Raw genomic sequence first — 26804 nt, 5'->3', positions numbered from 1 at the left:
GCCTGTCTGCCGTCATCCCACGAGGGGTCAAGATCTGCGGGGTCGGCGGGGCCGGACCCGACGCTTTCTGACCCCTCAGGCGAGGGAGGAGGCGAACAGATCCTCCAGGGACGCGGGCGTGCCGGCATCCGCCAGCGCCGTGCGCGCGGCATGCCAGCCGGCCATGCCGTTCACGCCGGGGCCGGGCGGTGTCGACGCCGAGGCGAGGTACACCCCGCGCATCGGGGTGCGCCACGGCGTCGCGGAGACGACCGGCCGCCGGAACGCCTGCGCCATCGAGAACGAGCCGCCGAAGATGTCACCGCCGATCTCGGACGGGTTCAGCGCCTCGCGCCCGGACGCCGCAACGGCGTGACTGCCCAGAATCACGTCGCGGAAACCGGGGGCGAAGCGCTCCACCTGCCGGATGACGAGCTCGGTCGGGTCGAGGTCGGAGCCGAGCGGCACGTGGATGTACGCCCACAGTGCGGCTGCGCCATCCGGGGCTCTGGTGCCGTCCAGCACCGACGGCTGCACCGCGAGCACGTAGGGGCGATCCGACACGGCACCGCGGGCGACCGCGTTCTCGCTCGCGGCGATCTCGGCACGCGTGCCGCCGACGTGCACGGTCGGCGACTGCGCGACCCGCTCGTTCGCCCACGGCACCGGCCCGCTCAGCGCGAAGTCGACCTTCGCGGCCGCCGGCCCGTAACGGTACCTCGTCAGCGCCTGCGCGTACGCGGAGGGGATGTCCGGATGCGTGAGCGCCAGGCGAGGCGAGCAGTTCAGCACGAGCAGATCTCCGCGCGCCGGGTCGCCCCAGTCCAGATCGGCCAGGTCACCCACCTGCTCACCGGTGCGGATGCCGCCGCCGTGCGCCTCGAGGTCGTCCTGCAGGGCGTCGGCGATGCGCTGCGCGCCGCCGCGCGGGTAGGCCCAGCCCCAGGCGCCATGGGCCTGCGCGGCGAGGAGCAGTCCCGCCGCGGCGGAAGACGGCGAGGGGAGCGGGGTCGCCGCATGCGCGAGCACCCCGGCCAGCAGCGCGTTCGCCTCGTCGGTGCGGAACGCGCGCGGTCCGAGCGGACTGCCCTGCTCCAGCATCCGCACGCCGAACCGGATGCCGGTGACGGGGTGGCGCGGAACGCGCAGCATCGTCCCGCCGGTGAACTCGACCACCTCGTCGAGCCGGCGCACCAGCGGACGCAGCAGCGCGTTCCACGCCCTGGCGTCGACGCCGAGTCCCTCCGCGGTGCGCTCCAGGTCGCGCCAGGCGATGCCCGCGCGCCCGCCGTCGAGCGGATGCGCATACGAGATCTCCGGGCGGATCCAGTCCACGAGGTCCGCCATGCCGAAGGCGCGGAAGAACGGCGAGGTCAGCGCCGCGGGGTGCACGGCCGAGCACACGTCATACCGGTACCCGGGCAACGGGCCTTCGAGCGTGCGCACGCCGCCTCCGACGGTCTCAGCGGCCTCGAGCACCTCGACCGCGTAGCCCGCGCGGGCCAGGGCCACCGCGGCGGCGAGTCCGTTGGGGCCGCTGCCGATCACTGTCGCGCGCACCATGTGGTTCAGTGTGTCACGGCGTGGGATCCTTGTAGTGATGAATGAAGTACAGGGGCCGACCCCCGCAGGCACCTCCCGTCCGTATCGCAATCTCGCCGAAGCTCTCCGTGCGCACCGCATCGACCCCGTGAACCACGAGTTCATCGGGCAGATCGTCGACGCCATCGGGATCAGCAGCTTCATCGACCGCGGCCGCTACATCGAGGCGATCCGCCGCGGCCCCGGTGCCGCTCTGCACATCGGCCGCACCTACACCAACGGATTCAGCGAGGACGAGCTCGTCGTCGTCGGCTCTGCTCCGCAGCGACTGCAGCCCAGCGAGGGACGCCCGCCGTACTTCTACGTCGTGCACCCGAGCGAGTTCGTCCAGGTCGCCCCGGTCAAGGCCAAGCGCACGACGACGCCGCGCACGTCCGCGCCCGCGGCGCCGAAGGTGCCGAAGGCGACGCCGAAGGAAGACCGCGACTACGGCGTCTGCGACGTCTGCTTCATGGTCAAGACGCCCTCCGGCGGCTGCGGCTGCGACTAGGACTCAGCTGAGCTCGGCCTGGACCCGCCGGGTGATCTCGGCGATCGGCATCGACCGCGGGAAGACGGCGACGACCACGTCGTCGGACGCCGCGTCAGCGGCATCCTCCAGCACGCCGTACCGTCGCCGCACGTCGGCGAGCGACTTCTGCAGCACCGACACCGGCACCTTCTTGCCGCGCAGCAACTGGCGCAGCACGTGGTTGTGCACGGCGGTGACCAGGGCGGCGAAGCCGACGGCGTCGACAGGGTCGATGCCGGGCAGCGACTGCCGCAGGTAGTCGTCGAAGAGGCGCTCGTAGCGGAACACCGTGATGATCTCGCGCTCGCGCAGAGCGGGGACGTCGCGCACGATCTGGTAGCGGCGCCTGGCGAGCTCAGGATCGCGTGCGAAGTACGAGAACACGCGTTCGGATGCCTCGCACACGGCCTGCCAGGGGTCGTCGTGCGGTTCGTCGAGGAATGCGCGCAGCTGCTCGATCAGCGCTTCGTGGTCGGCGAAGACCACGTCCTCCTTGCCACCGAACTGGCGGAAGAACGTCGATCTCGAGACGCCGGCCGCCTTGGCGATCTGCTCGACCGAGGTCTGCTCGAAGCCCTGCTGTGCGAAAAGTTCGAGCGCTGCCCCGACGACGCCGTTCGGGGGCTGTACGGATTCGTGCATAGCGAGAGCCTAACGCCGCGGTCAGGGGGTCGTGTCGCGCGGTAGTACGCTAGATGACCGGGTCGAATCATAATCGACAACCGACAATCTTGTCGCGTCCCAACCGCCGCAACCAGCGAAGGACTGCACTGTGGATCTCTACGAGTACCAGGCACGAGACCTTTTCGAGAAGTACGAAGTGCCGGTTCTCGCCGGCATCGTCGCTGACACCCCCGAGGAGGTGAAGGCAGCGGCTGAGAAGCTCGGCGGCGTCGTCGTCGTCAAGGCGCAGGTCAAGACCGGCGGCCGCGGCAAGGCCGGTGGCGTCAAGGTCGCCAAGAACCCCGAAGAGGCGTACGAGGCGGCGAAGGCGATCCTCGGTCTCGACATCAAGGGCCACGTCGTTCGTCGTGTCATGGTCGCAGCTGGTGCGCGCATCGCCGAGGAGTTCTACTTCTCCGTGCTGCTGGACCGCGCCAACCGCTCCTACCTCTCGCTGTGCAGCGTCGAGGGCGGCATGGAGATCGAGCAGCTCGCGGTCGAGAAGCCCGAGGCGCTCGCGCGTGTCGAGGTCAACGCGCTGACCGGCATCGACAAGGCCAAGGCCGTCGAGATCGCCAAGGCCGCGAACTTCCCCGAGGACCTCGTCGACAAGGTTTCCGACGTCTTCGTCAAGCTCTACGACGTCTACAAGGGCGAGGGCGCCACGCTCGTCGAGGTGAACCCGCTGGTCCGCACCGAGGACGGCGAGATCATCGCCCTCGACGGCAAGGTCACGCTCGACGACAACGCCTCCGAGGTGCGTCACCCCGAGCACGAAGAGCTCGCCGACAAGGCCAGCGAGGACCCGCTGGAGGCCAAGGCCAAGGCGTCCGGCCTCAACTACGTCAAGCTCGACGGCGAGGTCGGCATCATCGGCAACGGCGCGGGCCTTGTCATGTCGACCCTCGACGTCGTCGCCTACGCGGGTGAGAACCACGGCAACGTGAAGCCCGCCAACTTCCTCGACATCGGCGGCGGCGCGAACGCGCAGGTCATGGCGAGCGGCCTCGACGTCATCCTCGGCGACGAGCAGGTCAAGAGCGTCTTCGTGAACGTCTTCGGCGGCATCACCTCCTGCGTGGCGGTGGCAGAGGGCATCGTCAAGGCTCTCGAGATCCTCGGCGACTCGGCCACCAAGCCGCTCGTGGTGCGTCTCGACGGCAACCAGGTCGAAGAGGGCCGCGCGATCCTCGCGGCAGCGAACCACCCGCTCGTGACGCTCGCCGCCACCATGGACGAGGGCGCCGACAAGGCCGCCGAGCTGGCCAACGCCTGAGACGAAAAGGACTAGAGACATGTCGATCTACCTCAACAAGGACTCCAAGGTCATCGTCCAGGGCATCACCGGCGGCGAGGGCACCAAGCACACCGCGCTGATGCTGAAGGCCGGCACGAACATCGTCGGCGGCGTCAACGCCCGCAAGGCCGGCACCACCGTCACGCACGAGACCGCCCACGAGGGCGAGGTCGAGCTGCCCGTGTTCGGTTCGGTCGCCGAGGCCATCGAGAAGACCGGTGCGAACGTGTCCGTCGCGTTCGTGCCGCCCGCGTTCACCAAGGACGCGATGATCGAGGCCATCGACGCCGAGATCCCGCTGCTCGTGGTCATCACCGAGGGCGTGCCGGTGGGCGACTCCGCCGAGGCCTGGGCCTACGCGATCGAGAAGGGCAACAAGACCCGGATCATCGGCCCGAACTGCCCCGGCATCATCACCCCCGGTGAGGCGCTCGCGGGCATCACGCCGGCGAACATCACGGGCAAGGGCCCGATCGGTCTCGTGTCCAAGTCGGGCACGCTGACCTACCAGATGATGTTCGAGCTGCGCGACCTGGGCTTCTCGACCGCCATCGGCATCGGCGGCGACCCGGTCATCGGCACCACGCACATCGACGCGCTCGCCGCGTTCGAGGCAGACCCCGAGACCAAGGCCATCGTCATGATCGGCGAGATCGGCGGCGACGCCGAGGAGCGCGCGGCCGACTACATCAAGGCCAACGTCACCAAGCCGGTCGTCGGCTACGTGGCGGGCTTCACCGCGCCCGAGGGCAAGACCATGGGCCACGCCGGCGCCATCGTCTCGGGCTCGGCCGGTACCGCTCAGGCGAAGAAGGAGGCCCTCGAGGCCGCCGGTGTCAAGGTCGGCAAGACGCCGTCCGAGACCGCCGCTCTGATGCGTGAGATTATCGCCTCGCTGTAAGCACTGCTTTCCTGCGAAGGGCTCGGATGCGTGGCATCCGAGCCCTTCGTCGTGTCGCCCGTTTGCGGATGGCGGACCGATCTGCAGGCGGCGGCGGACACGCCGTAGAAACGTCCGCCATCCGCGGATCGGTCCGCCACTTGCCGGAGCGCGGCGGGTACGCCGTCGGGATTCGTCGTGTCGCCCGCTTGCGGATGGCGGACCGATCTGCAGGCGGCGGCGGACACGCCGCAGAAACGTCCGCCATCCGCGGATCGGTCCGCCGGGCGTCGGCCGTGCATAGGATCGAGGCATGCCGCTTTCCGGAGAGTATCTGCCGTCCACATCCGACTGGGCCCGCAGGCAGGCCGAGAGGTTCGAGGCTTCCGGCGGTGCCGAAGGCGCCGACCTTCAGGGCAAGCCGATCATCGTGCTGACCACGGTGGGGGCGAAGACCGGTGCTTTGCGCAAGACCGCGCTGATGCGGGTCGAGCACGACGGCGAGTACGTCGTGGTGGCGTCGAAGGGCGGGGCACCCGACGAGCCGAAGTGGGCCGGCAACATGCGTCGCCAGCCGCACGTGGAGCTGCAGGACGGCGCGGAGAAGCACGACTACACGGCCCGCGAGCTCGCAGGCTCCGAGCGCGCGGTGTGGTGGGATCGTGCGGTCGAGGCGTGGCCCGCCTATGCGGACTACCAGACCCGCACCGACCGCCTGATCGCGCTGTTCCTGCTCGAACGCCGCTGACCCGCTACCGGGGCGCGACGGCGTCCAGCAGCCGCTCCAGCACCGCGTGCACGGATGATCGCGCAGCGGCGTCTCCCGGACGCTCGGAGAGCCAGAGCGCGGCCTCGTTCATCGCTCCGGAGAGCAGTGCGGTCGTGGCATCCGCCTCGGCATCCGCGACTCCGGCGGCGACCAGCGCTTCGCGGAGGTGCACGGCGGATGCCTCGGCGTCAGCCTGTCGCCAGGCATCCCAGCCGAGCACGGCCGGGGCGTCGAGGAGCAGCACCCTGGCATGGCCGCCGGCGGTGATCGCGTCGAGGAAGGCGTGGCTGCCTCGGCGCAGTGCCTCGGCGGGGGAGCCTTCGCCGGCGGCCGCGACGACGGCACCCGCGACCTCCTGCTGCATCCGCTGCACGACCGCGGTGAACAGCCCCGGCTTCGACGCGTAGTGGTGATAGACGGCGCCGCGGGTGACCGCGGCATCCGCAGCGACGTCGTCGACCGATGTCGCCGCGAATCCCTGCGCGGCGAAGCGCGCGGTCGCGGCCTCCAGCACGCGCTCCGCGGTCGCGGCGGCGTCTGCGGCAGTGGCTCTGGGCATCGGGCGTTCCCTTACATACGGTGTGCATGTATCCTAACTGTGCCAGTTACAAACACAGAGTATGTAAAGGATCGCGACATGCAGATCAGCTCGTTCTATCCCGTGCTCATGGTGGAGGACGTCGAGGCCTCCGCCCGCTTCTACCGCGAGGTGCTGGGATTCGAGACGACGTTCGAGGCCGACTGGTACGTCAGCCTGCGTTTCGACGGCGGAGAACTCGCCATCCTCGACAGCATGCACGAGACGATCCCGCACGGCTTCCGACGGCCGGTGGCCGGTCTGCTGCTGAACGTCGAGGTGGCGGATGCCGCTGCCGAGCACGCCCGCCTGGTCGGCGATCTCCGGCTGCCGGAGCGGCTTGCGCTGCGCGACGAGGACTTCGGGCAGCGGCACTTCATCGTCGAGGCGCCCGGCGGCGTGCTGCTCGACGTCATCGAGCCGATCGAGCCGTCTGCGGAGTTCGCCGCGGCATACGCCTGAGTACGACGAAGGGGACGGATGCCGCAGCATCCGTCCCCTTCGTCGCGAAACCGGCTGAGCCGGCGTCAGGCGACGCCGAAGGCGACCTCGAGCGGGCCGCGGGCGAAGAACAGCACGAAGCCGGCGGCGACGATCCACAGCAGCGGATGGATGGTCTTCGCCTTGCCGGACACCGCGTTCACGACCACCCAGCTGACGAAGCCCGCCCCGATGCCGTTGGCGATCGAGTAGGTCATCGGCATGACGGTGACGGTGAGGAACACCGGCAGCAGCACACGGAAGTCGCTGAAGTCGATGTTCTTGATCTGCGCGAGCATCATCGCGCCGACGAGCACCAGGGCCGAGGCGGCGACCGCGCTGGGCACCAGCGACGTGAGCGGCGTGAAGAACATGGTCAGGAGCAGCAGCACGCCGGTGATCGCCGTGGCGAAGCCGGTTCGCGCGCCCTCACCGATGCCCGCGCCCGACTCGACGAACACCGTGGCCGATGACGACGACGTGCCACCGCCGACGACCGCGCCGACGCCCTCGACGATCAGCGCCGACTTGATCCGCGGGAAGTCACCCTTCTCGTCGGCCAGATCGGCTTCCTTCGCGAGACCGGTCATCGTGCCCATGGCGTCGAAGAAGTTGGAGAACACCAGGGTGAACACGAACATCACCAGCGCGACGATGCTGACCTTGCCGAGGTCGAACGAGAAGTCGACGGCGCCGAGCAGGCTGAGATCGGGCACGCCGACGATGCCGCCGGAGAGATCGAACCCGAGGCCGTCCACCTTCCAGATCGCGCTGATGATCGCGCCGAGCACGGTGCCGCCGGCGAGGGCGATGAGGATGGCGCCCTTGATGCGCAGCGCGATGAGCGCGCCGCCGATCAGCAGCGTGATCACGAAGAGCAGGGTCGGGATGCTCGCCACCGAACCGCCGGTGCCGAGGTCGACCGGGGGCGAGGCGTTGCCCGTCGCCGTGACGAAGCCGGCGTTCACGAAACCGATGAAGGCGATGAACAGGCCGATGCCGACGGTGATCGCGAGCTTGAGCTGCACGGGGACGGCGTCGAAGATCATCTTCCGCAGACCGGTCGCGGCGAGCAGCACGATGACCAGGCCGTTGATCACGACCAGCGCCATCGCCTCGGGCCACGTCACGGTCCCGACCACCGAGAACGCCAGGAAGGCATTGATGCCGAGGCCCGCCGCGAAGGCGAACGGCAGCCGGGAGACGAGCGCGAACAGCAGCGTCATCACACCGGCGGTGAAGGCGGTCGCCGCGGCCACGGCGGGGCCGGGCAAGGTGTTGCCGGCGACATCCGGCGTCGACAGGATGATCGGGTTCAGGATGACGATGTACGCCATCGTCACGAACGTGACCACTCCGCCGCGGATCTCCGCGCCGAAGGTGGATCCGCGCTCGGTGATCTCGAAGAAGCGGTCGACGGCGTTCGCCGGCTCCTTCTGGCGGGTGTCGGGGGCGGCAGGGGCTGTAGTCATCGGGGGACCTCCGCAGGAGAATCTATCGCGTGCCGGGGGTGCGCGGAAAAGGGTCAGGGGCGGACGACGTAGGCTTTTGACGACATGCAACGCCTCACCGTCGCCCTTCTCGCCGCACTCGACGCCGCGATCGCCGCTGCCGTCGGCCTGGCGGTGCTGCTGGCGCCCCTGACGCTGCTGTGGACCATCGCCTTCGGCGCCGCCGCCGACTGGGGCGCGCTGTGGCCGGCGAGCGGCACGCTCTGGCAGTTCGGGCATGGCGCCGCGATGCAGATCACGATCCCCGACGAGGTCGTCCGGTCCACCGGGATCGCCCCTGAGGCCGCGCGGTTCACCCTCTCGGTCACGCCGCTCGCGCTGCTGCTGTTCACCCTGCTGTTCGCGGCGCGTTCCGGGCGGCGGGCGTCCGCGGCGGGCGCCTGGCTCTCCGGCGTGATCGGCGGCACTGCGGTCTTCGCTGCGATCTCGCTGCTGGTCGCCCTGACGGCGGCCGTGCCCGCTGCCCGCATCCCGTTCTGGGTCGGAGCCGTCCTGCCCGTCGCGGTCTATCTCGCCGGTGCGCTCGCCGGTGCCGTCCGGCACGCCTGGTCCGAGGGGGACGGCGGGGTGATCGACCGCCTGCACGACGTCGTCGACGACTGGGGAGACTGGGCACCGGTGCCCGCCGAGGCCGTTCGCGGCGCAGCGGTGACCCTGGTCGCGCTCACCGGGGTCGGAGCCCTGGGCCTTGCGGTCATGATGGTGCTGCGCGGGGGCGAGGTCATCGCCCTGTTCGAGAGCGCGCACGTGGACGGGCTCGGCGCGACCGTCATCACGCTCGGCCAGCTCGCCTACCTGCCGACGTTGGTGGTCTGGTCGGTGGCATGGATCGCCGGACCCGGCTTCGCGGTCGGTGCGGGCACCGCGGTGTCGCCCGCCGGCACCCAGCTGGGCGTCGTGCCCGGAATCCCGGTGCTCGGACTGCTGCCGCCCGTGGACTCGTTCTGGACGCTCGTCGTGGTGCTGATCCCGATCGCCGCCGGTGCGCTGGCCGGGTGGATGGTGCGCTCCAAGCTGGTCTGGGAGGGCGGGGCGGAGGGATACGGCCCGCGCGCCGTCATCGCTGCCGGCATCGCCCTGCTCTCGGCCGGCGTCGCCGCGCTGGCGGCGGTGCTGGCATCCGGGTCCATCGGCCCCGGCCGCCTGGCCGAGACCGGACCGCAGCCCGGTGCACTCGCCCTCGCGATCGGACTCGAGGTGCTCGTGGGCGCCGGCATCCTGCTGCTCGCGCCCCGTCATCGTGACGAGCTCGCAGAGGAGCGCACCGACCGCTGGCGCGAGGAGATGGCGGCGTTTGATGCGGCGCCGGCGGATGCGCGGTCATCCGGTCAGGACACGCCCGGCACCCGGGTAGACTGACCGCGTGCTGACGGTCGCTGTTCTGATCTCGGGCACCGGCTCGAATCTCCGTGCCCTGCTCGAAGCCGCCCGCCACCCCGACTTCCCGGCTCGGGTGGTCGTCGTGGGCGCCGATCGTGATGCCGACGGCCTCGCGCATGCCGAGGAGTTCGGCATCCCCACCTTCACCGTGCCCTGGCACGAGCACGACAACCGGGATGCCTGGGGCGCCGAGCTCGGCCGGCAGCTGGAGGTCTGGTCGCCCGACCTCATCGTGCTCAGCGGTCTGATGCGCCTGCTGCCGGCGTCACTGGTCGCGCAGTACGCGCCGCACATCATCAACACGCACCCGGCCTACCTGCCCGAGTTCCCCGGCGCGCACGGTGTGCGCGACGCGCTCGCCGCAGGGGTCTCCGAGACCGGGGCCAGTGTGATCGTCGTCGACGACGGGGTCGACTCCGGACCGATCCTCGCCCAGGAGCGCGTACCCGTGCTCCCGGGCGACACCGAGCACAGCCTGCACGAGCGCATCAAGCCTGTGGAGCGCAGGCTGCTCATCGAAGTGGTGCAGCACATCGCCACCGGCGAGCTCGCACTCACGTCCTGAACCACCCCTCGAAACCCGACACCGCACTCCAAGGAGCATCATCATGGCCGGCCCCCGTCAGGATCCCTCGCTCTACCGCCACCGCGACACGGTCCCGATCCGCCGCGCGCTGGTCTCCGTCAGCGACAAGTCCGGTCTGCTCGACCTCGCCGCGGCGCTGACCGAGGCCGGCGTCGAGATCGTCTCCACCGGCTCCACCGCCGCGACCATCCGCGAAGCCGGTCATGCGGTCACCGACGTGGCCGCCGTCACCGGCGTCGCGGAGATGCTCGACGGCCGCGTCAAGACCTTGCACCCGAAGATCCACGGCGGGCTGCTCGCCGACCTGCGCCTCGAGGACCACGAGCGCCAGCTGCAGGACCTCGGCATCGAGCCCTTCGAGCTGGTCGTCGTCAACCTGTACCCGTTCGTCGAGACCGTGGCATCCGGGGCCGAGGGCGACGACATCGTCGAGCAGATCGACATCGGCGGCCCTGCCATGGTGCGCGCCGCGGCGAAGAACCACGCGAACGTCGCGATCGTCGTCTCGCCGGAGTCGTACCCGGCGGTCATCGAGTCGGTGCGCGCCGGTGGCACCACGCTGGTGCAGCGTCGCGAGCTCGCCGCACGCGCCTTCGCGCACACCGCCGCCTACGACACCGCCGTCGCCGCGTGGTTCGCCGAGGGCACGCTGGGCGAGGGCGAGGACCTGCCCGCGCACCTGACGATCAAGGCCGAGCGTCTCGCGACCCTGCGCTACGGCGAGAACTCGCACCAGCGCGCGGCCATCTACACCCGGGCCGGAGGCCACGGCATCGCGCAGGCGACGCAGCTGCAGGGCAAGGAGATGTCGTACAACAACTACGTCGACGCGGATGCCGCCCTGCGCGCCGCCTACGACATGGTGCTGCCGTCCGTCGCGATCATCAAGCACGCCAACCCCTGCGGCATCGCGACCACCGCGCCGAACGCCCTCGACCCGATCGCCAGCGCCCACCTGCGCGCCCACGAGTGCGACCCGGTCTCGGCGTACGGCGGCGTGATCGCCGCGAACGGCACCGTCACCCTGAAGATGGCCGAGAACCTCAAGGACATCTTCACCGAGGTCATCGTGGCCCCCGACTTCGAGCCTGCCGCGCTCGAGGTGTTCAAGGCGAAGAAGAACCTGCGTCTGCTGAAGCTGCCCGAGGACTGGCAGCAGGAGCGCATGGACGTGCGCCTGGTGTCGGGCGGCCTGCTGCTGCAGGACGCCGACCGCTTCCCGGACGACATCTGGTCGGTGGCGAAGAACTGGGAGCTCGTCTCGGGTGAGAAGCCCGGCGATGACGAGCTGGAGAACCTCATCTTCGCGTGGAAGGCGTGCCGCGCCGTGAAGTCGAACGCGATCGTGCTGGCCAAGGACAACGCGACCGTCGGCGTCGGCATGGGACAGGTCAACAGGGTCGACTCGTGCCGCCTCGCCGTCGAGCGCGCCGGTGGCCGTGCGGCAGGGTCCGTCGCGGCATCCGACGCGTTCTTCCCGTTCGCTGACGGTGCGCAGGTGCTCATCGACGCCGGCATCACGGCGATCGTGCAGCCGGGCGGATCGGTGCGCGACGAGGAGGTCGTGGACGCGGCCCGCAAGGCCGGCGTGACGATGTTCTTCACGGGCGAGCGTCACTTCTTCCACTAGGAGCGGGCCGGGCACAGCCGTGTCCGATTTCCGCGAGCCATCGTCGTCGGGGCGTGTCAGAGTAGGGGCATGACCCTGACGATGACCTTCGACGAGCGGTACCGCGCGATCAGCGCACGGGACACCCGCTTCGACGGGCAGTTCGTGACGGCGGTGCGCTCGACCGGCATCTACTGCCGGCCGAGCTGCCCCGCTCGCACCCCGAAGCCCGCGAACGTCACCTTCTTTCCGACCAGCGCCGCCGCACACGAGGCGGGGTATCGGGCCTGCAAGCGATGCCTGCCCGAGGCGGCGCCCGGCTCGCCGGACTGGAACCTGCGCGGCGATGCCGCCGCAAGGGCCATGCGCCTGATCGGTGACGGAGTCGTCGATCGCGAGGGGGTCCCCGGACTCGCACGCCGGCTCGGTTACTCGCCGCGGCACCTGAACCGGATGCTGGTCGCGGAGCTCGGCGCCGGACCCCTCGCGCTGTCCCGCGCGCACCGCGCGCACACCGCGCGGATGCTGCTGGTCGGCACCGACCTGGCGGTGGCGGATGCCGCGTTCTCGGCGGGCTTCGCCAGCCTGCGGCAGTTCAACGACACGGTGCGCGAGGTGTTCGGGATGACCCCGACCGAACTGCGGGCGCGCCGCCGCCCCGGCGGGGCTCCGGTCTGCGACACCGTGCCCGGCACGATCGACCTGCTCCTGCCCTACCGCGCGCCGATCGACCTGGACGGGCTGTTCGACTGGATGGCCGCCCGCGCCCTTCCCGGGGTGGAGGAGTCCGGTCCGCGATCGTTCGAGCGTAACCTGCGCCTGGACGGCGGACCGGCGTGGTTCCGTCTTCATCACGACGGCACTCGGCTGCACCTGCGAGCGAGGCTGTCCAGGCTCGGCGACCTGGCACCGCTCGTCGCACGCTCGCGCCGGCTGTTCGATCTGGACGCCGATCCCGCAGCGGTGGATGCGGCGATCGCCGTGCATCCGGAGCTCGCGCCGCTCGTCGCCCGTGTCCCCGGCATCCGCGTGCCCGGCGCCGTCGATCCGCACGAGATGCTGGTCCGCGCGATGGTGGGCCAGCAGATCACGGTGGTCGCCGCCCGCACTGCTCTCACAGCGCTCGCAGACGCGCTCGGCGAGCGCACCGCCGACGGCGGCATCCTGTTCCCGACGATGACCGCGATCGCCGAGCACGGCGCCGAAGTGCTGCGCGGTCCCGCCGCGCGGATCCGGGCGATCACCGGTGCCGCCGCCGCACTGGGGAGCGGGGACCTCGTGCTCAGTGTCGGCGACGACGCCGACGACCAGCGCGCCGCCCTGCTGGCGATGCCGGGCATCGGCCCGTGGACGGCGGACTACGTGCGGATGCGGGTGATCGGCGACCCGGACGTCTTCCTCCCCGGAGACGTCGCCGCCCGGGCCGGGGGAGCGGCCGCAGGGCTCCCCGCCGATCCCGCCCCGCTCGCGGCCTGGGCCGTGCGGACGGCGCCGTGGCGCAGCTACCTCACCGCGCACCTGTGGCGCAACGCGCCCGTGAAGCGCAGAACAGCGAAGAAGACCGAGGAGAAGAACTCATGAACGCCATCATCCAGACCGTGCAGACTCCGGACGGACCCTTCACGATCCTCGCCGACGACGAGCAGCGCGTGCTGGCATCCGGCTGGACCGACTCGCGCGACGAGATCGTGGCGCGGCTCGCACCGGCGCACCGTCCGGCCGCGATCGCCGAAGGCGAGACGGATGCCGCATCCGCGGTGCGCGCCTACTACGCCGGCGACCTCGCCGCGATCGACTCCGTGCCCGTGCGGCAGTTCGGCACCGACCGGCAGCGCAGCGGGTGGGACGCGCTGCGCCGGATCGCACCGGGCGAGCCGTTGACCTACACCGAGTTCGCCATCGAACTGGGCAACCCGCAGGCGGCGCGGGCCGCCGCATCCGTCTGCGCGCGCAACGCGCCCGCACTGTTCGTGCCCTGCCACCGGGTGCTCCGCGGTGACGGCAGCATGGGCGGCTTCGCCTGGGGCGTGGACGTGAAGCGCTCGCTCCTGGCCAGGGAGGCGGCCGTCTGACGGGAGGAGGTTCGGGAATACGCTTGCATCAGCGAGTTCACAGGAATACGCTGGAGGGCTGTCGCGCCGATCGGCCGGCATCGCCGAGTTTCGAGGAGGACACCATGTTCACGACCACCGCTTCGCCGGCCGTCACGGATGTCCCCGGCTCGGTCTACGCTCCCCTTCTGGGCTGAGCACCACCGCAGTCACCGCCTCCACCGACCGGCGGGTGCCCCTTGAGGCATCCGCTTCCTCATCGTCGCCGTAGTTCCGCCCTCTCTTCAAGAATCCTCGATACGTCACATGTCTGCGTCCTCCACCCCCTCTTCTGCTTCCTCATCCCTGTCCACCCCAGCTGCGCTGTGGCGGCTGAAGCCGTTCATCCAGCCGATCATCGGCCGCCTCGTCGGCGGCGCCGCCAGCGCGCTCGCCGCTGCCGTGCTCGCGCTGATGGTGCCCATCGTCCTCGAGCAGATCATCCGCGGCCCGATCGCGACCGGCAACGTCGCGGCGATCGTCGGCGGCGCCGGCATCGTGCTGCTGCTCGGCCTCGGTGAGGCCGCGATGGTCTGGCTGCGCCGCTGGTTCGTGCTCACCCCGGCCACCGAGGTCGAGTACCGCATGCGTGCCGACATCTACGCGCGCCTGCAGACCCTGCCGGTCGCGTTCCACGACCGCTGGGGCTCCGGCCAGCTGCTCAGCCGCATGATGCAGGACATCGGCCTGATCCGCCGCTGGATCGCGTTCGGCCTCATCCTGCTGGTCGTGAACCTGCTGACCATCGTCATCGGCGCCGTGCTGCTGTTCCAGTGGCACTGGCTGCTCGGCACGATCTTCCTCGTCACCGGTGTGCCGATGTGGGTCCAGGGCTACCTGTTCGAGAAGCGCTACGGCGTGCTCGCCAGGCAGAGCCAGGACCAGGCCGGTGACCTCGCCACCAGCGTGGAGGAGAGCGTGCACGGCATCCGCGTGCTGAAGGCCTTCGGCCGCGGCAAGCACGCCCTTCGCCGCTTCAGCTCCCAGGCCGAGACGCTGCGCGAGACCGAGCTCAGCAAGGCCCGCGCGGTCGGCACCATCTGGTTCTGGCTGGACCTCATGCCGCAGCTCGCCTTCGGCCTCAGCCTGCTCGCCGGCATCTGGCTGATCTGGCAGGGGCAGATCGACGCCGCGCAGCTGTTCGCGTTCTTCGCGATGGCGACCGTGCTGCGCTGGCCGATCGAGTCGATCGGCTTCCTGTTCTCGTTCATGCTGGATGCCCGCACCGCGACCGACCGCGTGTTCGACATCTTCCAGGAGACGAACACGATCACCGACCCGAAGAACCCGGTGCACATCGCGGAGCCCCGCGGCGAGCTCGCCTTCGAGGGCGCACACTTCCGGTACCAGGATGCCGGCGCCTCGGAGCGCGACCTGCTGGACGGCATCGATCTGGTGCTGCGCCCGGGCGAGACCATGGCGCTGGTCGGCCTGACCGGAAGTGGGAAGACCACGCTCACCACGCTCCCGGCGCGTCTCTACGACGTCACCGGCGGTCGCGTCACGCTCGACGGCGTGGACGTGCGCGATCTGCCCCTGGCTGAGCTGCGGCGGCACATCGCGATGGCGTTCGAGGATGCGACGCTGTTCTCGGCCTCCGTGCGCGACAACGTGCTGCTCGGCCGCGCCGACCTCGACCCGCACAGCGAAGAGGGCGAGCGCGTCATGCGCGAGGCGCTCGACGTGGCGCAGGCCGGCTTCGTCGACTCGTTGCCGGAGGGCACGGAGACGATCATCGGCGAGGAGGGGCTGAGCCTCTCCGGCGGACAGCGGCAGCGCCTCGCGCTGGCGCGCGCCGTCGCCGCCGCACCGAAGGTGCTCGTGCTGGACGACCCGCTGTCGGCGCTCGACGTCGACACCGAGGCGCTCGTCGAGGAGGCACTGCGGCACGTGCTCGCCGAGACCACCGCGCTGATCGTCGCGCACCGGCCCTCGACGGTAGCGCTCGCCGATCGGGTCGCGCTGCTCGAGGCCGGGAAGGTCACGGCGGTCGGCACTCACGCCGAGCTGCTGAAGACCAGCGCGCACTACCGCCACGTGATCTCGAGCCTCGAGGCCGAAGAGGCGGCGCGCACAGGGACGATCCCGATCATCACCGAGGAGATGATCGAAGGCGGAGCATCCGCAACCGAGGAAGAGGAGGTGCAGGCATGACTCTCACGGGAACCCAGGGCGAGGACCGCTCGAACTACACCCGCGAGGAGAGCCGGGCCATCCGGCAGCGCTCGCTGCGACTGCTCGGCTCGCTGATCTCTCCGCTGCGCGCGCGCATCGCGCTCGCGGCCGTCGTGCTGGTCGTCTCCACGGCACTGCAGGTCGCAGGTCCCATCCTCATCGGCGTCGCGATCGACAAGGCTCTTCCGGTGCTGCTCGAGCAGAACGACTGGATGCCGGCGCTGGTGGTCAGCGGGGTGTACCTGCTGGCCGGTGCGACGGCCGCCGCGCTGATCGGCTGGTATGTCGTCGTGGCCGCGCGCATCACCCAGGCCGTGCTGCTCGATCTGCGCAAGCGGATCTTCCTGCACACCCAGCGACTCAGCCTCGAGTTCCACGAGTCGTACACGTCCGGCCGGATCATCTCGCGGCAGACCAGCGACCTGGACTCGATCCGCGAGCTGCTCGACGGCGGCCTCAACAACCTCGTCTCGGGCGTGCTGTTCGGCATCTTCACGTTCATCGCGCTCATGGTCGCGGACTGGCAGTCCGGCATGATCCTGCTGGTCGCAGGCATCCCGCTGGCGTTCCTGATGCGCTGGTTCTACAAGCGCTCGCAGCTGGTGTACCGCGAGTCGCGCGTGATCAGCGCGAAGGTGATCGTGCAGTTCGTCGAGACGATGACCGGCATCCGCGCCGTGAAGTCGTTCCGCAAGGAGCCCCGCAACGACGAGACCTTCCAGAAGCTCGCCGGCGACTACCGCGACGTGAACCGCCGCTCGATGGTGCTGTTCGGCACCTTCGAGCCCGGCCTCATGGCGGTCGCGGCACTCACCACGACGTTCGTCGTGCTCTGGGGCGGCATCCGGGTCTCCACCGGCGCCCTCGGCGTCGGGGTGCTGCTGAGCGCCGTGCTGTACGTGCGCAACTTCTTCGCGCCGATGCAGGAGATCGCGATGTTCCTGAACTCCTACCAGTCCGCCACGGCGGCGCTGGAGAAGGTCTCCGGCGTGCTCGAAGAGGTGCCGACGGTGCCCGACCCCGCGAAGCCGGTCGACCTGTGGGAGTCGCGTGGCGGCATCCGCTTCGACGAGGTGACCTTCGGGTACAACGGAGAGAAGACCATCCTGCCGAACTTCTCGCTGGACATCCCCGCGGGGCAGACGATCGCGCTGGTCGGCACCACCGGTGCCGGCAAGTCCACGCTGGCCAAGCTCGTGTCGCGGTTCTACGACCCGACGAAGGGCAAGGTCACGCTGGACGGTGTCGACCTGCGGATGCTGCATCCGAAGGACCTCCGCCGTGCCATCGTGATGGTCACCCAGGAGGCGTACCTGTTCAGCGGAACGGTCGCCGACAACATCGCGCTCGGCAAGCCGGATGCCACGCTCGACGAGATCCGTGCCGCGGCCCGTGCCGTCGGCGCCGACGAGTTCATCGAGTCGCTGCCCGACGGCTACGCCACCGACGTCAACAAGCGCGGCGGTCGCGTCTCGGCGGGTCAGCGTCAGCTGATCTCGTTCGCGCGCGCCTTCCTCGCCGACCCGGCGGTGCTGATCCTCGACGAGGCGACCGCCTCGCTGGACATCCCGTCTGAGCGGTTGATCCAGGACGCGTTGCAGACGCTGCTCGCCGACCGCACCGCGATCATCATCGCGCACCGCCTGTCGACGGTCGCGATCGCCGATCGGGTGCTGGTGATGGAGCACGGCCGCATCATCGAGGACGACACCCCCGCCGCCCTGATCGGCGGCACCGGCAAGTTCGCTCAGCTGCACGCGGCCTGGCAGGAGACGCTGGTCTGAGAGACGACGGAGGGGCGGATGCCGCGCGGCATCCGCCCCTCCGTCGTACGCGGGCGCGCGCTGCACCTGCGAAAGCGACCACGTGGTGGAAAGCGCATGTGCATGCGGCGGGCACAGAATCGACCGCGTGGTCGAAAGTGCTGGTGCGGGGCGCTTGAGGGGTGCGGAATCGACCGCGTGGTCAGTAACGCATGCGCATGCGGCGGATGGGGAATCGACCGCGTGGTCGGTAGTGCTGGTGCGGGGCGCTTGAGGGGTGCGGAATCGACCGCGTGGTCAGTAACGCATGCGCATGCGGCGGGCACGGAATCGACAGTGCGGCATAGCATGGAGGGGTGGATCCGCTCACGATCGTCGAGTTGTGGTGGGTCGTGCCGGCGGCTGCCGGGGCGACCGTCGTGACCGTGACCGGAGTGCGCAGCGGAAAGCGCCGTCGCAAGCGCCTCGCCTTCGACGCCGCGCGCGAGCAGCTCGCCGAGGCCCGTACCGCCGCGGTCGCGAGCACTGCGGCGCTTAAGGCGACCAGGGCCGAACTCGCGCACGCGACGGCCGAACGCGGAGCGGGCAGGGCGTCCGCCGCTGACGTCACCCGGGCTCGGCAAGCACTGCGTGAGGCGGAGCAGCACGCCAAGGCGGCATCCGCGCTGGTGCGTGCCCGGCGCGCCCGCGTCGCGGCATCCCGCGCCGAGCTCGCCGCTCCCGGCGACCCGCTCGAGCGTCTGTATGTCGCCCACGACGCGGTGAACAACCGGTGGATGGAGTACGAGACCGACCCCGCACGGGCGATCGCGTTCCCGCAGATGAGTGATGTGAAGGCCCCGGCGACCGCGGCGTTCTTCGCCGCGCAGCGGCGGGCGAGGGATGCCCGTCCCGCGGCGGATGCCAAGCGCGTGACGCCCGCCGACTTCGCCGCCTACCGCGATGCGGTGGCCGACCTGGAGCGGGCGCTGGTCGACGCCGAGCGCGCCGCAGGCGCCGTGCGCGAACCGCGCCCCGCCTGGCAGGACACCGCCCACCAGGTCATCGAACTCGGAGCCGAGGCGATCCGCTCGGTCACCGATCGGTCGTCTCGCCGCCGCGACACCCCCTGAACTCCGCCGCCGCTGCTCGCGCCCGCGCTTCGGCCACCTCGCTTCGGAGGCGCATCCACCCGTTCCGGTCTCACTGGTTGCGGGTTCTTCGCCCGAACACCCGCAACCAGTGAGACCGGAGCGGACGAAGGGAAGCGCACGGGAGCGCTCTCAGAGAAAGGGGGCGACGAGACCTCGATGGGGGAGGGGATTCGAGGCCCCGCCGCCGTTCTAGTCGGCGATCCGGATCTCGGCGATGACCTCGGAGTACTCGGTCTCGCCGACCGGGACGAAGCCCACGCGGCGGAAGAACGCCTCGGGGCCCTCCGATCCGGCTTCATAGATCACGTCCACGTGATCCACGCCACGGTTTCGCGCTTCGGCGAGGAGCGCTTCGACGGCGAAGCGTCCGACGCCACGACCCTGGTCGTCGGCGTCGACGTTGATCCGCCACAGGATGCTCCGGAAGTGCTCTTCTAGAGCTTCCGGATCGAAGCTCGCGCTCACGAAACCGACGACCTGATCGCCATCGAGGACCACCCGCTGCCAGGAGGTCTGCGGATTGATGACGGTTGCTGCGATGCCGTACGAGACAGGCGCGAGGAACTGCTCCTGTCCGGGCTTGAGGGACAGGTTGTTGACCGCGACGATCGTCGCGGCGGAGAGTTCGACCAGGCTCAGTTCCGACATGACCCCAGGCTAGTCCCTATCGGCATCCCACCGGCAGACCCAGATATCTCGATATCAAGATATCTCCGCGCACACGGTAAGCTGGATCGACCCATACCAGTGACGAACGAAGAGGCATGCGGTGACTGACTCCACCATCATCTACACCTACACCGACGAGGCGCCGGCACTGGCAACGGCCTCGTTCCTGCCGATCATCTCCGCCTTCACCGGCAAGGCCGGCATCGAGGTCGAGACGCGCGACATCTCGCTGGCCGGCCGCATCCTGGCCGCGTTCCCGCAGAAGCTCACGCCGGAGCAGCAGGTCGGCGACGCGCTCGCCGAGCTCGGCGGACTCGCCACGCTGCCCGAGGCCAACATCATCAAGCTGCCGAACATCTCGGCATCCATCCCGCAGCTGAAGGCCGCGATCGCGGAACTGCAGCAGCAGGGCTACGACGTGCCCGACTACCCGGACGAGCCGTCCTCGCTCGAGGAGAAGGACGTGCGCGCCCGCTACGACCGCATCAAGGGCTCCGCGGTCAACCCGGTGCTGCGCGAGGGCAACAGCGACCGTCGCGCTCCTCTCGCGGTGAAGAACTACGCCAAGAAGCACCCGCACCGCAACAAGCCGTTCGCCGACGGGTCGAAGACCCGCGTCGCGACCATGGGCCACGACGACTTCAAGAACAACGAGCGCTCCTGGGTCGCCGCGCATGACGACGTCCTCAGCTTCCGCCACACGGCGGCCGACGGCACCGTCACGGTGCTGAAGGAGGGGCTGAAGGTCCTGCCGCGCGAGATCATCGACGCCACCTTCCTGTCGGCGAAGGCGCTCGACGCCTTCCTCGCCGAGACGCTCGAGACCGCCAAGGCCGAGGACGTGCTCTACTCGGTGCACCTGAAGGCCACGATGATGAAGGTCAGCGACCCGATCATCTTCGGCCACGTCGTGAAGGCGTTCTTCGCGGACGTGTTCGCCCAGTACGGCGAGCAGCTCGCCGAGGCCGGCCTCAGCGCCAACGACGGTCTCGGCTCGATCCTGGCAGGGCTCGCCGAGGTCGCCGGCGGCGACGAGATCGCCGCCGCGTTCGACAAGGCGATCGCCGAGGGCCCCCGCCTGTCGTACGTGAACTCCGACAAGGGCATCACCAACCTGCACGTCCCGAGCGACGTGATCGTGGATGCCTCGATGCCGGCGCTGGTCCGCAACGGCGGCAAGCTCTGGGGCAAGGACGGCGGCGAGGCCGACACCCTGGCCGTCATCCCGGACTCGTCCTACGCGAGCGTCTACCAGGCCGTGATCGACGATGTCATCGCGAACGGGCCGCTCGACCCGGCCACCATCGGCACCGTGCCGAACGTCGGCCTGATGGCGCAGGCGGCCGAGGAGTACGGCAGCCACGACAAGACCTTCGAGATCGCCGCGGACGGCATCGTGCAGGTGCTCGACAGCGAGGGCGCCGTGCTCATCGAGCACGAGGTCGGCAAGGGCGACATCTGGCGCGCCACGCAGACCAAGCACATCCCGGTCATGGACTGGGTCAAGCTCGCCGTGACCCGTGCCCGTGCCACCGGCGCCCCCGCCGTGTTCTGGCTGGACGCGAACCGTTCGCACGACGCGCAGATCATCGCCAAGGTGCACCAGGGCCTCGCCACGCTCGACACGCACGGCCTGACGCTGACGATCCTCGCCCCCGAGGAGGCGACCCGCTACACGCTGGCCCGCATGCGTCACGGCCTGGACACCATCTCGGTGACCGGCAACGTGCTGCGCGACTACCTGACCGACCTGTTCCCGATCCTCGAGGTCGGCACCAGCGCGAAGATGCTCTCGATCGTGCCGCTGCTCGCCGGCGGCGGGCTGTTCGAGACCGGTGCGGGCGGGTCGGCCCCGAAGCACGTGCAGCAGCTTGTGCAGGAGAACTACCTGCGCTGGGACTCGCTGGGCGAGTTCTTCGCCCTCGCCGCCTCGCTGGAGCACTTCGCCGACGCGGAGGGCAACGAGAAGGCCCGCGTGCTGGCCGAGACGCTGGATGCCGCCACCGGCACGTTCCTCGAAGAGGACCGCTCGCCCGGTCGTGCGCTCGGCACGATCGACAACCGCGGAAGCCACTTCTACCTGGCCCTGTACTGGGCACAGGAGCTGGCGCAGCAGACGAAGGACGCCGAGCTCGCGGCCGCGTTCGCTCCGGTGGCTGAGAAGCTGGCAGCGGACGAGGCGACGATCGTCGCCGAGCTGAACGCCGCGCAGGGTTCGGCCGCCGACATCGGCGGCTACTACCGTCCGGATGCCGCGAAGGTGGCCGCGGTGATGCGCCCCTCGGCGACGCTGAACGCGGTGATCGACGCGATCTGAGCGCCCCGCGCAGAAAACGCTGCGGCCCGGCATCCGAGAGGATGCCGGGCCGCAGCGTTTCCTGCGCAGAGGATGTCACTGACGGACGGTGACCTCGAAGCCGTCCGGGGCCCAGTCGTAGACCCACTTGGCGGCCGACTCAGGCATGTTCACGCAGCCGTGGCTCATGACGTTGCCGAAGTTGTTGTGCCAGTAGGTGCCGTGGAAGGCCTGGTTGCCGTTGAAGTAGGTGACCCACTTGACGTCCTTGGTGACGTAGGTCTCACCGACCATGTCCTGCATGGCCACGTGCGCGCGGATCCGGAAGTTGCCCTGGCGGGTTTCGAATCCGGGGCGTCCGGTCGAGACCGCCCAGTCGCGGACGAGCTTGCCGTTCTCGTAGAAGTAGGCGTGCTGCTGAGAGAGGTCCACCACCGCGTGGCGCTCCAGCGCTGTGGTCGCGAACGGCGTCTCGTTCACCGTCAGGGCGTACGTGCCGTTGCCCTGGCCGAGCTGAGCGGCGAAGGCGGCTGCGATGCCGGCGGTGCTGCCGAGCGCGCGGCCGGTCTGCCCGTCGGTCAGCGTCCGCAGCACCTTGCCGTTCGAGTCGACGACGGTGGTGGCGTTGACGGCCGCACGGTCGACGGCCTTCGGCAGCGTCGCGACGGTGCTCTGAATGGCGCCGGCATCGGCCTCGATGACCAGGTCGCCGTCGACAGGGGTCACGGAGAGCCAGCTGGCGGCGAGGGCGGGCGCGACCGGGACGGTGCGCTCCTTGCCCACGTAGAAGCCGATGGTCGGAAGCATCTCGTTGAGCTTGGCGGCAGCGGCGTCGGCCTCATCGCTGGTGATGTCGGCCGCGACCGGCGTGCCCGTGGCGGTGAACTCCGCGGAGGACTTGCCCTCGGCGACCGCAGCGACGAAGACCTCGGTCAGCGCGTCGAGGTCGATGCCCGTTCCCTCGACCGCAGGTGTGACCGTGTAGGTGCCGCTCTTGGCGTCGAAGGCGACGACGGCGTCGACGCCGTCCTTGTAACTCGCCGGCACGGCGGCGCGCAGAGAGCGCTCGGCCGCGTCCGGATCGAGAGTGATCTCGGCCTCGATCGGCTCGCCCGCCCAGGAACCCAGGTTCCACATCGGGTGCGCGGCGAAGGCGGCGTCGGCCAGGGCCTTGGCGTCGGTGTCCACACCCAGGGACGCGCCGTTGACCGTGACATCCGATCCGGCCCCGGAGAGGACGATCTCAGTGTCGGCGAGATGCGAGCTGATCGCATCCGCGGCCATGCCGGCGGTCATCCCGCCGACCGGGATGCCGGCCACCGTGGTGCCGGGGGCGATCAGGATCGTCGAGGCGCCCGCGGCGGCGAGCAGCAGCGCCCCGGCGCCGATGCCGATCCACAGCCCGATGTGACGCTTCTTCGGCGCGGGCTGCGACGGTGCCCACTCGACGTGCGAGGCGCCGTCCGAGGGCGGAAGCGCATCCGTCAGCGGAACCGTCGGCGCAGCACCGTCGGCGACGATGTCCTGCGCGCCCGTGTTCGGTGCAGAAACAAGATCGGTCACGAACTCACCCCCGTGTCTTCGGACAACCCTCCACTGTCTATGATACGGGAAGCTTCATAACGGGGGAGCAACGTTCGAGGGCGGATGCCGCACGATGCAGCACCCGCCCTCGAGGTCGTGTCGGCTCAGGCCGTGCAGAGCTCCGTGAGCGCCTTCACCGAGTCGTTCAGGTCTCCCGTGAGCGTGCTGATGTCGGACGCGGCCGAGGTGTCGCCGTCGACGACGACCTTCTTGAACACGTCGCGAAGCTGCGCGTAGGAGTCGTGGAAGTCCGTGACCGCGGCCTTGACCTCGGGGTTGGAGACCGACTCGGATGCCTCGCCGAGGCTGTCGACGAGCGTCGTGAGAGCATCGATCGTGCCCTGCGGGTCGCTGGCGGCCTTCGACATGTCGATGTCCTGCAGGCCGCTGCTGGCTGCGGACACCTTGTCGGTGGCGATCTTGCAGGCGTCGGCGACCGACTGATCGGTCGTCTCAGGCGCTTCCTTCGACGCGGAGCTCGACTTGCCCGAGGACGAGTCGGAAGCGGGCGTGCCGGAGCAGGCGCTGAGGCCCAGGATCGCGACGGCGGCGATGGCGATGGCGGCGATACGGCGGTTCATCAGGTGCGTTTCCCTCCCTCGCGGGGCGTCTCCCCGCGAAAACGAACGGCGCCAAGTCAACCACAGGTGGCACGGGGCGCCGGAATCGGGCGTCGGCCGGTAGTTTTGTGAGATGCCCCTACGAATCTCCTCGGCCCTGCGGACGGTGGGCCCGTGCTTCTGAGCGCCGTGCTCGCCGCGGCCGGACGGGTCCGGGTCTTCCGCGCGGCCACGGTCGTCGACGGCAGCGGGGCGTCCCGGTACGTCGCGGATGTGGCGATCGAGGGCTCCCGGATCATCGGCATCCGCCGTCCCGGCGATGAGGACCGGTTCGAGCTCCCCGAAGGCGCCGTGGAGACGGATGCCACGGGACTGGCCCTGGCCCCGGGGTTCATCGACCTGAGCCCGCGGTCCGGCGATGCCGCCTCGGATGACGCACTCCGCCGCGGCGTGACGACCGCCGCGATCGGCGGGCACCGCTCCGATGCGGCGACCCCGGGCAACGCCGTCGTGCTCGTGCCGTTGGACGACCTGCGTCGGCGGGCGACCGGCGCCGGAGACCGGCCGGCGTCGGCCGGGATGGACGACCTGCTGCGGATGCTGGCGGAAGAGCTCGACGCAGGAGCGTGGGGCGTCCTCGCGCCCGTGCCGGGGACCGCGGCCGCCGCGGCCGAGCATGAGGCGCTGCGCCGCGTCGTGGAGGAGCGCGGCGGGCTCTGGGGCGAGGGCGGCGTGCCCCAGGCGCCCCTCCACGCGCCGACCGTCGAGCAGGTCGTGCGGGAGTTCTCGGCAGGTCCGGCGGAACGCCTCGGCCTGCACCTCGGCGACATGCCGCGCGGAGTGATCCGCGAGGGTGCGGCAGCTGATCTCGTGCTCTTCGACCCCGCAAGGCTCGAAGGACTCGCGTGGTCCGACGCACCGGATGCGGCGCAGTCCGGCATCCTCGAGGTCCTCGTGTCAGGCGTGCCAGTGCTGTCGGACGGCGAGCCCACCGGGGCGATGCCGGGGTGCACGCTGCGCAAGCCACCGCCGCCGCATCGCGCGACGGTGCCGAGGGCCGAGTGCGAGATCGACCCCGATGCGGTGCCGTTCGTGCTGCTCGCCGGCACCGCCGTGCGAGCGCCGGACGGTCTGCACGGCGTCGCCGAGCTGCTGCGCGGAGCGCTCGACGTGGGCGAGCCGGACGACGCGCTGCCCGCGATCGCGCTGCGCGTCGATGCGGAGATCGGCGGCCCGGAGGCGTTCCGCATCAGGGTGGGAGCCTCCGGCATCGACGTCGCCGGCGGCTCGGCGGAGGGCGTGTTCCGCGGGACGACCGTCCTGCGGCAGCTGTGCGATCCGGAGCATCCGCTCGGCAGCCGCCTTCCGGCGGGAACGTGGCGGGGAGAGCCCGCGTTCGGCTGGCGAGGGCTCATGCTCGACGTGGCCCGGCACTTCCGCCCCGTCGAGGAGGTGCGGCGGATGATCGACCTGCTCGCCGCGCATCATCTGAACGTGCTGCATCTGCACCTCTCCGACGACCAGGGCTGGCGCTTCGAGGTGCCGGGATACCCTCGGCTCGCCGAGGTGGGTGCGGTGCGGCATGCCACGCAGCTCGGTCACGGCCCGCTGGCGACCGTGGAGCCCGGCGCGCACGAGGGCTTCTACCGCCGCGACGACATCCGCGATCTCGTCGCGTACGCGTCCGAGCGGTTCGTGACGATCGTTCCCGAGGTCGAGCTTCCCGGGCATGTGCAGGCGGCGATCGCCGCCTATCCCGAACTCGGCAACACCGATGTGTCCGGTGCTCCGGACGGCGCGTGGGAGCGGTTCGGCGTGAACCGGCGCGTGCTGGCGCCGACGGAGGCTTCGCTCGCCTTCGGTCGCGCGGCGATCGACGCGCTGTGCGATCAGTTCGACGCGGAGTGGATCGGCACCGGCGGTGATGAGGTGCCGACCGACGAGTGGGTGGCCAGTCCCGCTGCACAGGAACGGATGCGGGAGCTCGGCCTGTCGTCTCCGCAGGAGGTGCAGCCGTGGTTCACGCGAGCGTTCGTGGCCCATGTCCGCTCGCGCGGACGCACGGCACTGGCCTGGGACGAGGTGCTGGCCGGCGACGTTCCCGACGGCGTGCGTGTGCTCGCCTGGCGCGGTCCGGTGGCGCTGGCCGAGGCGCTGCGGTGCGACATCCCGGTGGTGGCCTGTCCCGATCTGGAGGCCTACCTGGACTATCCGCAGTCCGAGTCCGAGGATGAGCCGATCAGGGTCGGTCCTCCGCTGCCGATCGAGCGCGCCTACACCCTGCGCGTGCCGGGCAGCGCCGAGGGCGGGCAGGCGAATGTGTGGAGCGAGCATCTGCCGACGCGCGACCGCGTCGACTTCGCCGTGTTCCCGCGGCTGTCCGCGATCGCGGAACGGCTGTGGGAGGGGGGAGAGCCGCCGTCGTTCGACGGATTCGCGCACCGGCTGCCTGTGCAGCTGCGCCGGCTCGACGCGGCCGGCGTGCGGTACCGCCCACTGGATGGTCCGACGCCGGCGCAGCGCCGTCCAGGCATCCCCGGCAAACCCTTGACGCTCGCCCAGCGGGAGGCGATCGTGGCGGATCTCGTCACGGGTCTGTCGGCCGAGCGTGTCGGCGATCCTGCCGCTGGCGGCGAGGAATCAGGGTAAAGTAACGTTTCGGTAACCTGGTCGCCCGCGCGGGCGAGAAG

At 70.2% G+C, this 26804-nt stretch carries 22 protein-coding genes; 15 read left to right on the top strand and 7 right to left on the bottom strand.

Going from position 1 to position 26804, the window contains the following annotated elements; genetic code table 11:
* Positions 1-75 precede the first annotated feature (75 nt).
* Complete coding sequence (locus DY023_RS10560) at positions 76-1542, bottom strand: phytoene desaturase family protein (protein WP_116242302.1); 1467 nt, start codon at positions 1540-1542, stop codon at positions 76-78.
* Between the two features lie 37 nt (positions 1543-1579).
* Between DY023_RS10560 and DY023_RS10555 the strand changes: the two genes are divergently transcribed.
* Positions 1580-2071 (top strand): hypothetical protein, encoded by a 492-nt coding sequence (locus DY023_RS10555; RefSeq protein ID WP_116242301.1) that lies wholly within the window; start codon positions 1580-1582, stop codon positions 2069-2071.
* Between the two features lie 3 nt (positions 2072-2074).
* Here DY023_RS10555 and DY023_RS10550 read toward each other — a convergent pair whose 3' ends face one another.
* Positions 2075-2734, bottom strand: a complete 660-nt coding sequence (locus tag DY023_RS10550; protein ID WP_116242300.1) for a TetR/AcrR family transcriptional regulator — start codon at positions 2732-2734, stop codon at positions 2075-2077.
* A 130-nt stretch (positions 2735-2864) separates the two neighbouring features.
* On the opposite strand from DY023_RS10550, the gene sucC reads away from it, so the two are divergent.
* The 3 genes from sucC to DY023_RS10535 all read left to right on the top strand — a co-directional run bounded on the left by sucC (position 2865) and on the right by DY023_RS10535 (position 5680).
* Positions 2865-4031: an ADP-forming succinate--CoA ligase subunit beta gene (gene sucC / locus DY023_RS10545; protein ID WP_116242299.1), complete on the top strand. Its 1167-nt coding sequence runs from the start codon at positions 2865-2867 to the stop codon at positions 4029-4031.
* Between the two features lie 19 nt (positions 4032-4050).
* Positions 4051-4953 carry a succinate--CoA ligase subunit alpha gene (sucD, locus tag DY023_RS10540; protein WP_116242298.1) on the top strand — a complete coding sequence of 301 codons (903 nt, stop codon included), beginning with the start codon at positions 4051-4053 and terminating at the stop codon, positions 4951-4953.
* A gap of 292 nt (positions 4954-5245) precedes the next feature.
* Positions 5246-5680: a nitroreductase family deazaflavin-dependent oxidoreductase gene (locus DY023_RS10535; protein WP_116242297.1), complete on the top strand. Its 435-nt coding sequence runs from the start codon at positions 5246-5248 to the stop codon at positions 5678-5680.
* Between the two features lie 4 nt (positions 5681-5684).
* Here DY023_RS10535 and DY023_RS10530 read toward each other — a convergent pair whose 3' ends face one another.
* Positions 5685-6260 (bottom strand): TetR/AcrR family transcriptional regulator, encoded by a 576-nt coding sequence (locus DY023_RS10530; RefSeq protein WP_116242296.1) that lies wholly within the window; start codon positions 6258-6260, stop codon positions 5685-5687.
* A gap of 78 nt (positions 6261-6338) precedes the next feature.
* Here DY023_RS10530 and DY023_RS10525 point away from each other — a divergent pair, with 78 nt between their 5' ends.
* Complete coding sequence (locus DY023_RS10525; protein ID WP_116242295.1) at positions 6339-6740, top strand: VOC family protein; 402 nt, start codon at positions 6339-6341, stop codon at positions 6738-6740.
* A 65-nt stretch (positions 6741-6805) separates the two neighbouring features.
* On the opposite strand, the gene DY023_RS10520 is transcribed toward DY023_RS10525, so the two are convergent.
* On the bottom strand, positions 6806-8230 hold the full coding sequence (locus DY023_RS10520) for an NCS2 family permease (protein ID WP_116242294.1): 1425 nt from the start codon (positions 8228-8230) through the stop codon (positions 6806-6808).
* Positions 8231-8314: 84 nt separating this feature from the next.
* Between DY023_RS10520 and DY023_RS10515 the strand changes: the two genes are divergently transcribed.
* From DY023_RS10515 to DY023_RS10480, 8 genes are all read left to right on the top strand, one after another.
* On the top strand, positions 8315-9628 hold the full coding sequence (locus tag DY023_RS10515; RefSeq protein WP_181905806.1) for a cell division protein PerM: 1314 nt from the start codon (positions 8315-8317) through the stop codon (positions 9626-9628).
* Between the two features lie 4 nt (positions 9629-9632).
* The gene (gene purN, locus DY023_RS10510; RefSeq protein WP_116242293.1) at positions 9633-10214 is read left to right on the top strand and encodes a phosphoribosylglycinamide formyltransferase; all 582 of its coding nucleotides are present in this window, start codon (positions 9633-9635) and stop codon (positions 10212-10214) included.
* Between the two features lie 43 nt (positions 10215-10257).
* A complete protein-coding gene (gene purH / locus DY023_RS10505; RefSeq protein ID WP_116242292.1) occupies positions 10258-11865 on the top strand; it encodes a bifunctional phosphoribosylaminoimidazolecarboxamide formyltransferase/IMP cyclohydrolase in 1608 nt (535 codons plus the stop codon).
* 69 nt (positions 11866-11934) lie between these two features.
* Positions 11935-13425 carry a DNA-3-methyladenine glycosylase 2 family protein gene (locus DY023_RS10500; RefSeq protein WP_116242291.1) on the top strand — a complete coding sequence of 497 codons (1491 nt, stop codon included), beginning with the start codon at positions 11935-11937 and terminating at the stop codon, positions 13423-13425.
* A complete protein-coding gene (locus DY023_RS10495) occupies positions 13422-13916 on the top strand; it encodes a methylated-DNA--[protein]-cysteine S-methyltransferase (RefSeq protein WP_116242290.1) in 495 nt (164 codons plus the stop codon). Before DY023_RS10500 ends, DY023_RS10495 begins: the two co-directional genes overlap by 4 nt.
* A gap of 285 nt (positions 13917-14201) precedes the next feature.
* The gene (locus DY023_RS10490) at positions 14202-16088 is read left to right on the top strand and encodes an ABC transporter ATP-binding protein (RefSeq protein WP_116242289.1); all 1887 of its coding nucleotides are present in this window, start codon (positions 14202-14204) and stop codon (positions 16086-16088) included.
* Positions 16085-17893, top strand: coding sequence for an ABC transporter ATP-binding protein (locus DY023_RS10485; RefSeq protein ID WP_116242288.1), 1809 nt, complete (start codon positions 16085-16087; stop codon positions 17891-17893). The genes DY023_RS10490 and DY023_RS10485 overlap by 4 nt, the downstream gene beginning before the upstream one ends.
* Positions 17894-18228: 335 nt before the next feature.
* A complete protein-coding gene (locus tag DY023_RS10480; RefSeq protein WP_116242287.1) occupies positions 18229-18984 on the top strand; it encodes a hypothetical protein in 756 nt (251 codons plus the stop codon).
* A 210-nt stretch (positions 18985-19194) separates the two neighbouring features.
* Here the strand turns inward: DY023_RS10480 and DY023_RS10475 are convergent, their stop codons facing one another.
* Positions 19195-19653, bottom strand: coding sequence for a GNAT family N-acetyltransferase (locus tag DY023_RS10475; protein WP_116242286.1), 459 nt, complete (start codon positions 19651-19653; stop codon positions 19195-19197).
* 121 nt (positions 19654-19774) lie between these two features.
* Between DY023_RS10475 and DY023_RS10470 the strand changes: the two genes are divergently transcribed.
* Positions 19775-21991: an NADP-dependent isocitrate dehydrogenase gene (locus tag DY023_RS10470; protein WP_116242285.1), complete on the top strand. Its 2217-nt coding sequence runs from the start codon at positions 19775-19777 to the stop codon at positions 21989-21991.
* A gap of 75 nt (positions 21992-22066) precedes the next feature.
* Here DY023_RS10470 and DY023_RS10465 read toward each other — a convergent pair whose 3' ends face one another.
* A complete protein-coding gene (locus tag DY023_RS10465; RefSeq protein ID WP_116242284.1) occupies positions 22067-23533 on the bottom strand; it encodes a L,D-transpeptidase family protein in 1467 nt (488 codons plus the stop codon).
* A gap of 125 nt (positions 23534-23658) precedes the next feature.
* The gene (locus tag DY023_RS10460) at positions 23659-24135 is read right to left on the bottom strand and encodes a hypothetical protein (RefSeq protein WP_116242283.1); all 477 of its coding nucleotides are present in this window, start codon (positions 24133-24135) and stop codon (positions 23659-23661) included.
* 153 nt (positions 24136-24288) lie between these two features.
* Between DY023_RS10460 and DY023_RS10455 the strand changes: the two genes are divergently transcribed.
* Positions 24289-26763 carry a family 20 glycosylhydrolase gene (locus tag DY023_RS10455; protein WP_116242282.1) on the top strand — a complete coding sequence of 825 codons (2475 nt, stop codon included), beginning with the start codon at positions 24289-24291 and terminating at the stop codon, positions 26761-26763.
* The last annotated feature ends 41 nt before the right edge of the window (positions 26764-26804 follow it).

The sequence above is a fragment of the Microbacterium bovistercoris genome, from assembly GCF_003387575.1.
In the GTDB taxonomy this organism is placed as follows: Bacteria; Actinomycetota; Actinomycetes; order Actinomycetales; family Microbacteriaceae; genus Microbacterium; species Microbacterium bovistercoris.
Note: the sequence above shows the minus strand (reverse complement) of the source record. Positions and strands in the feature narration are given on the sequence as shown.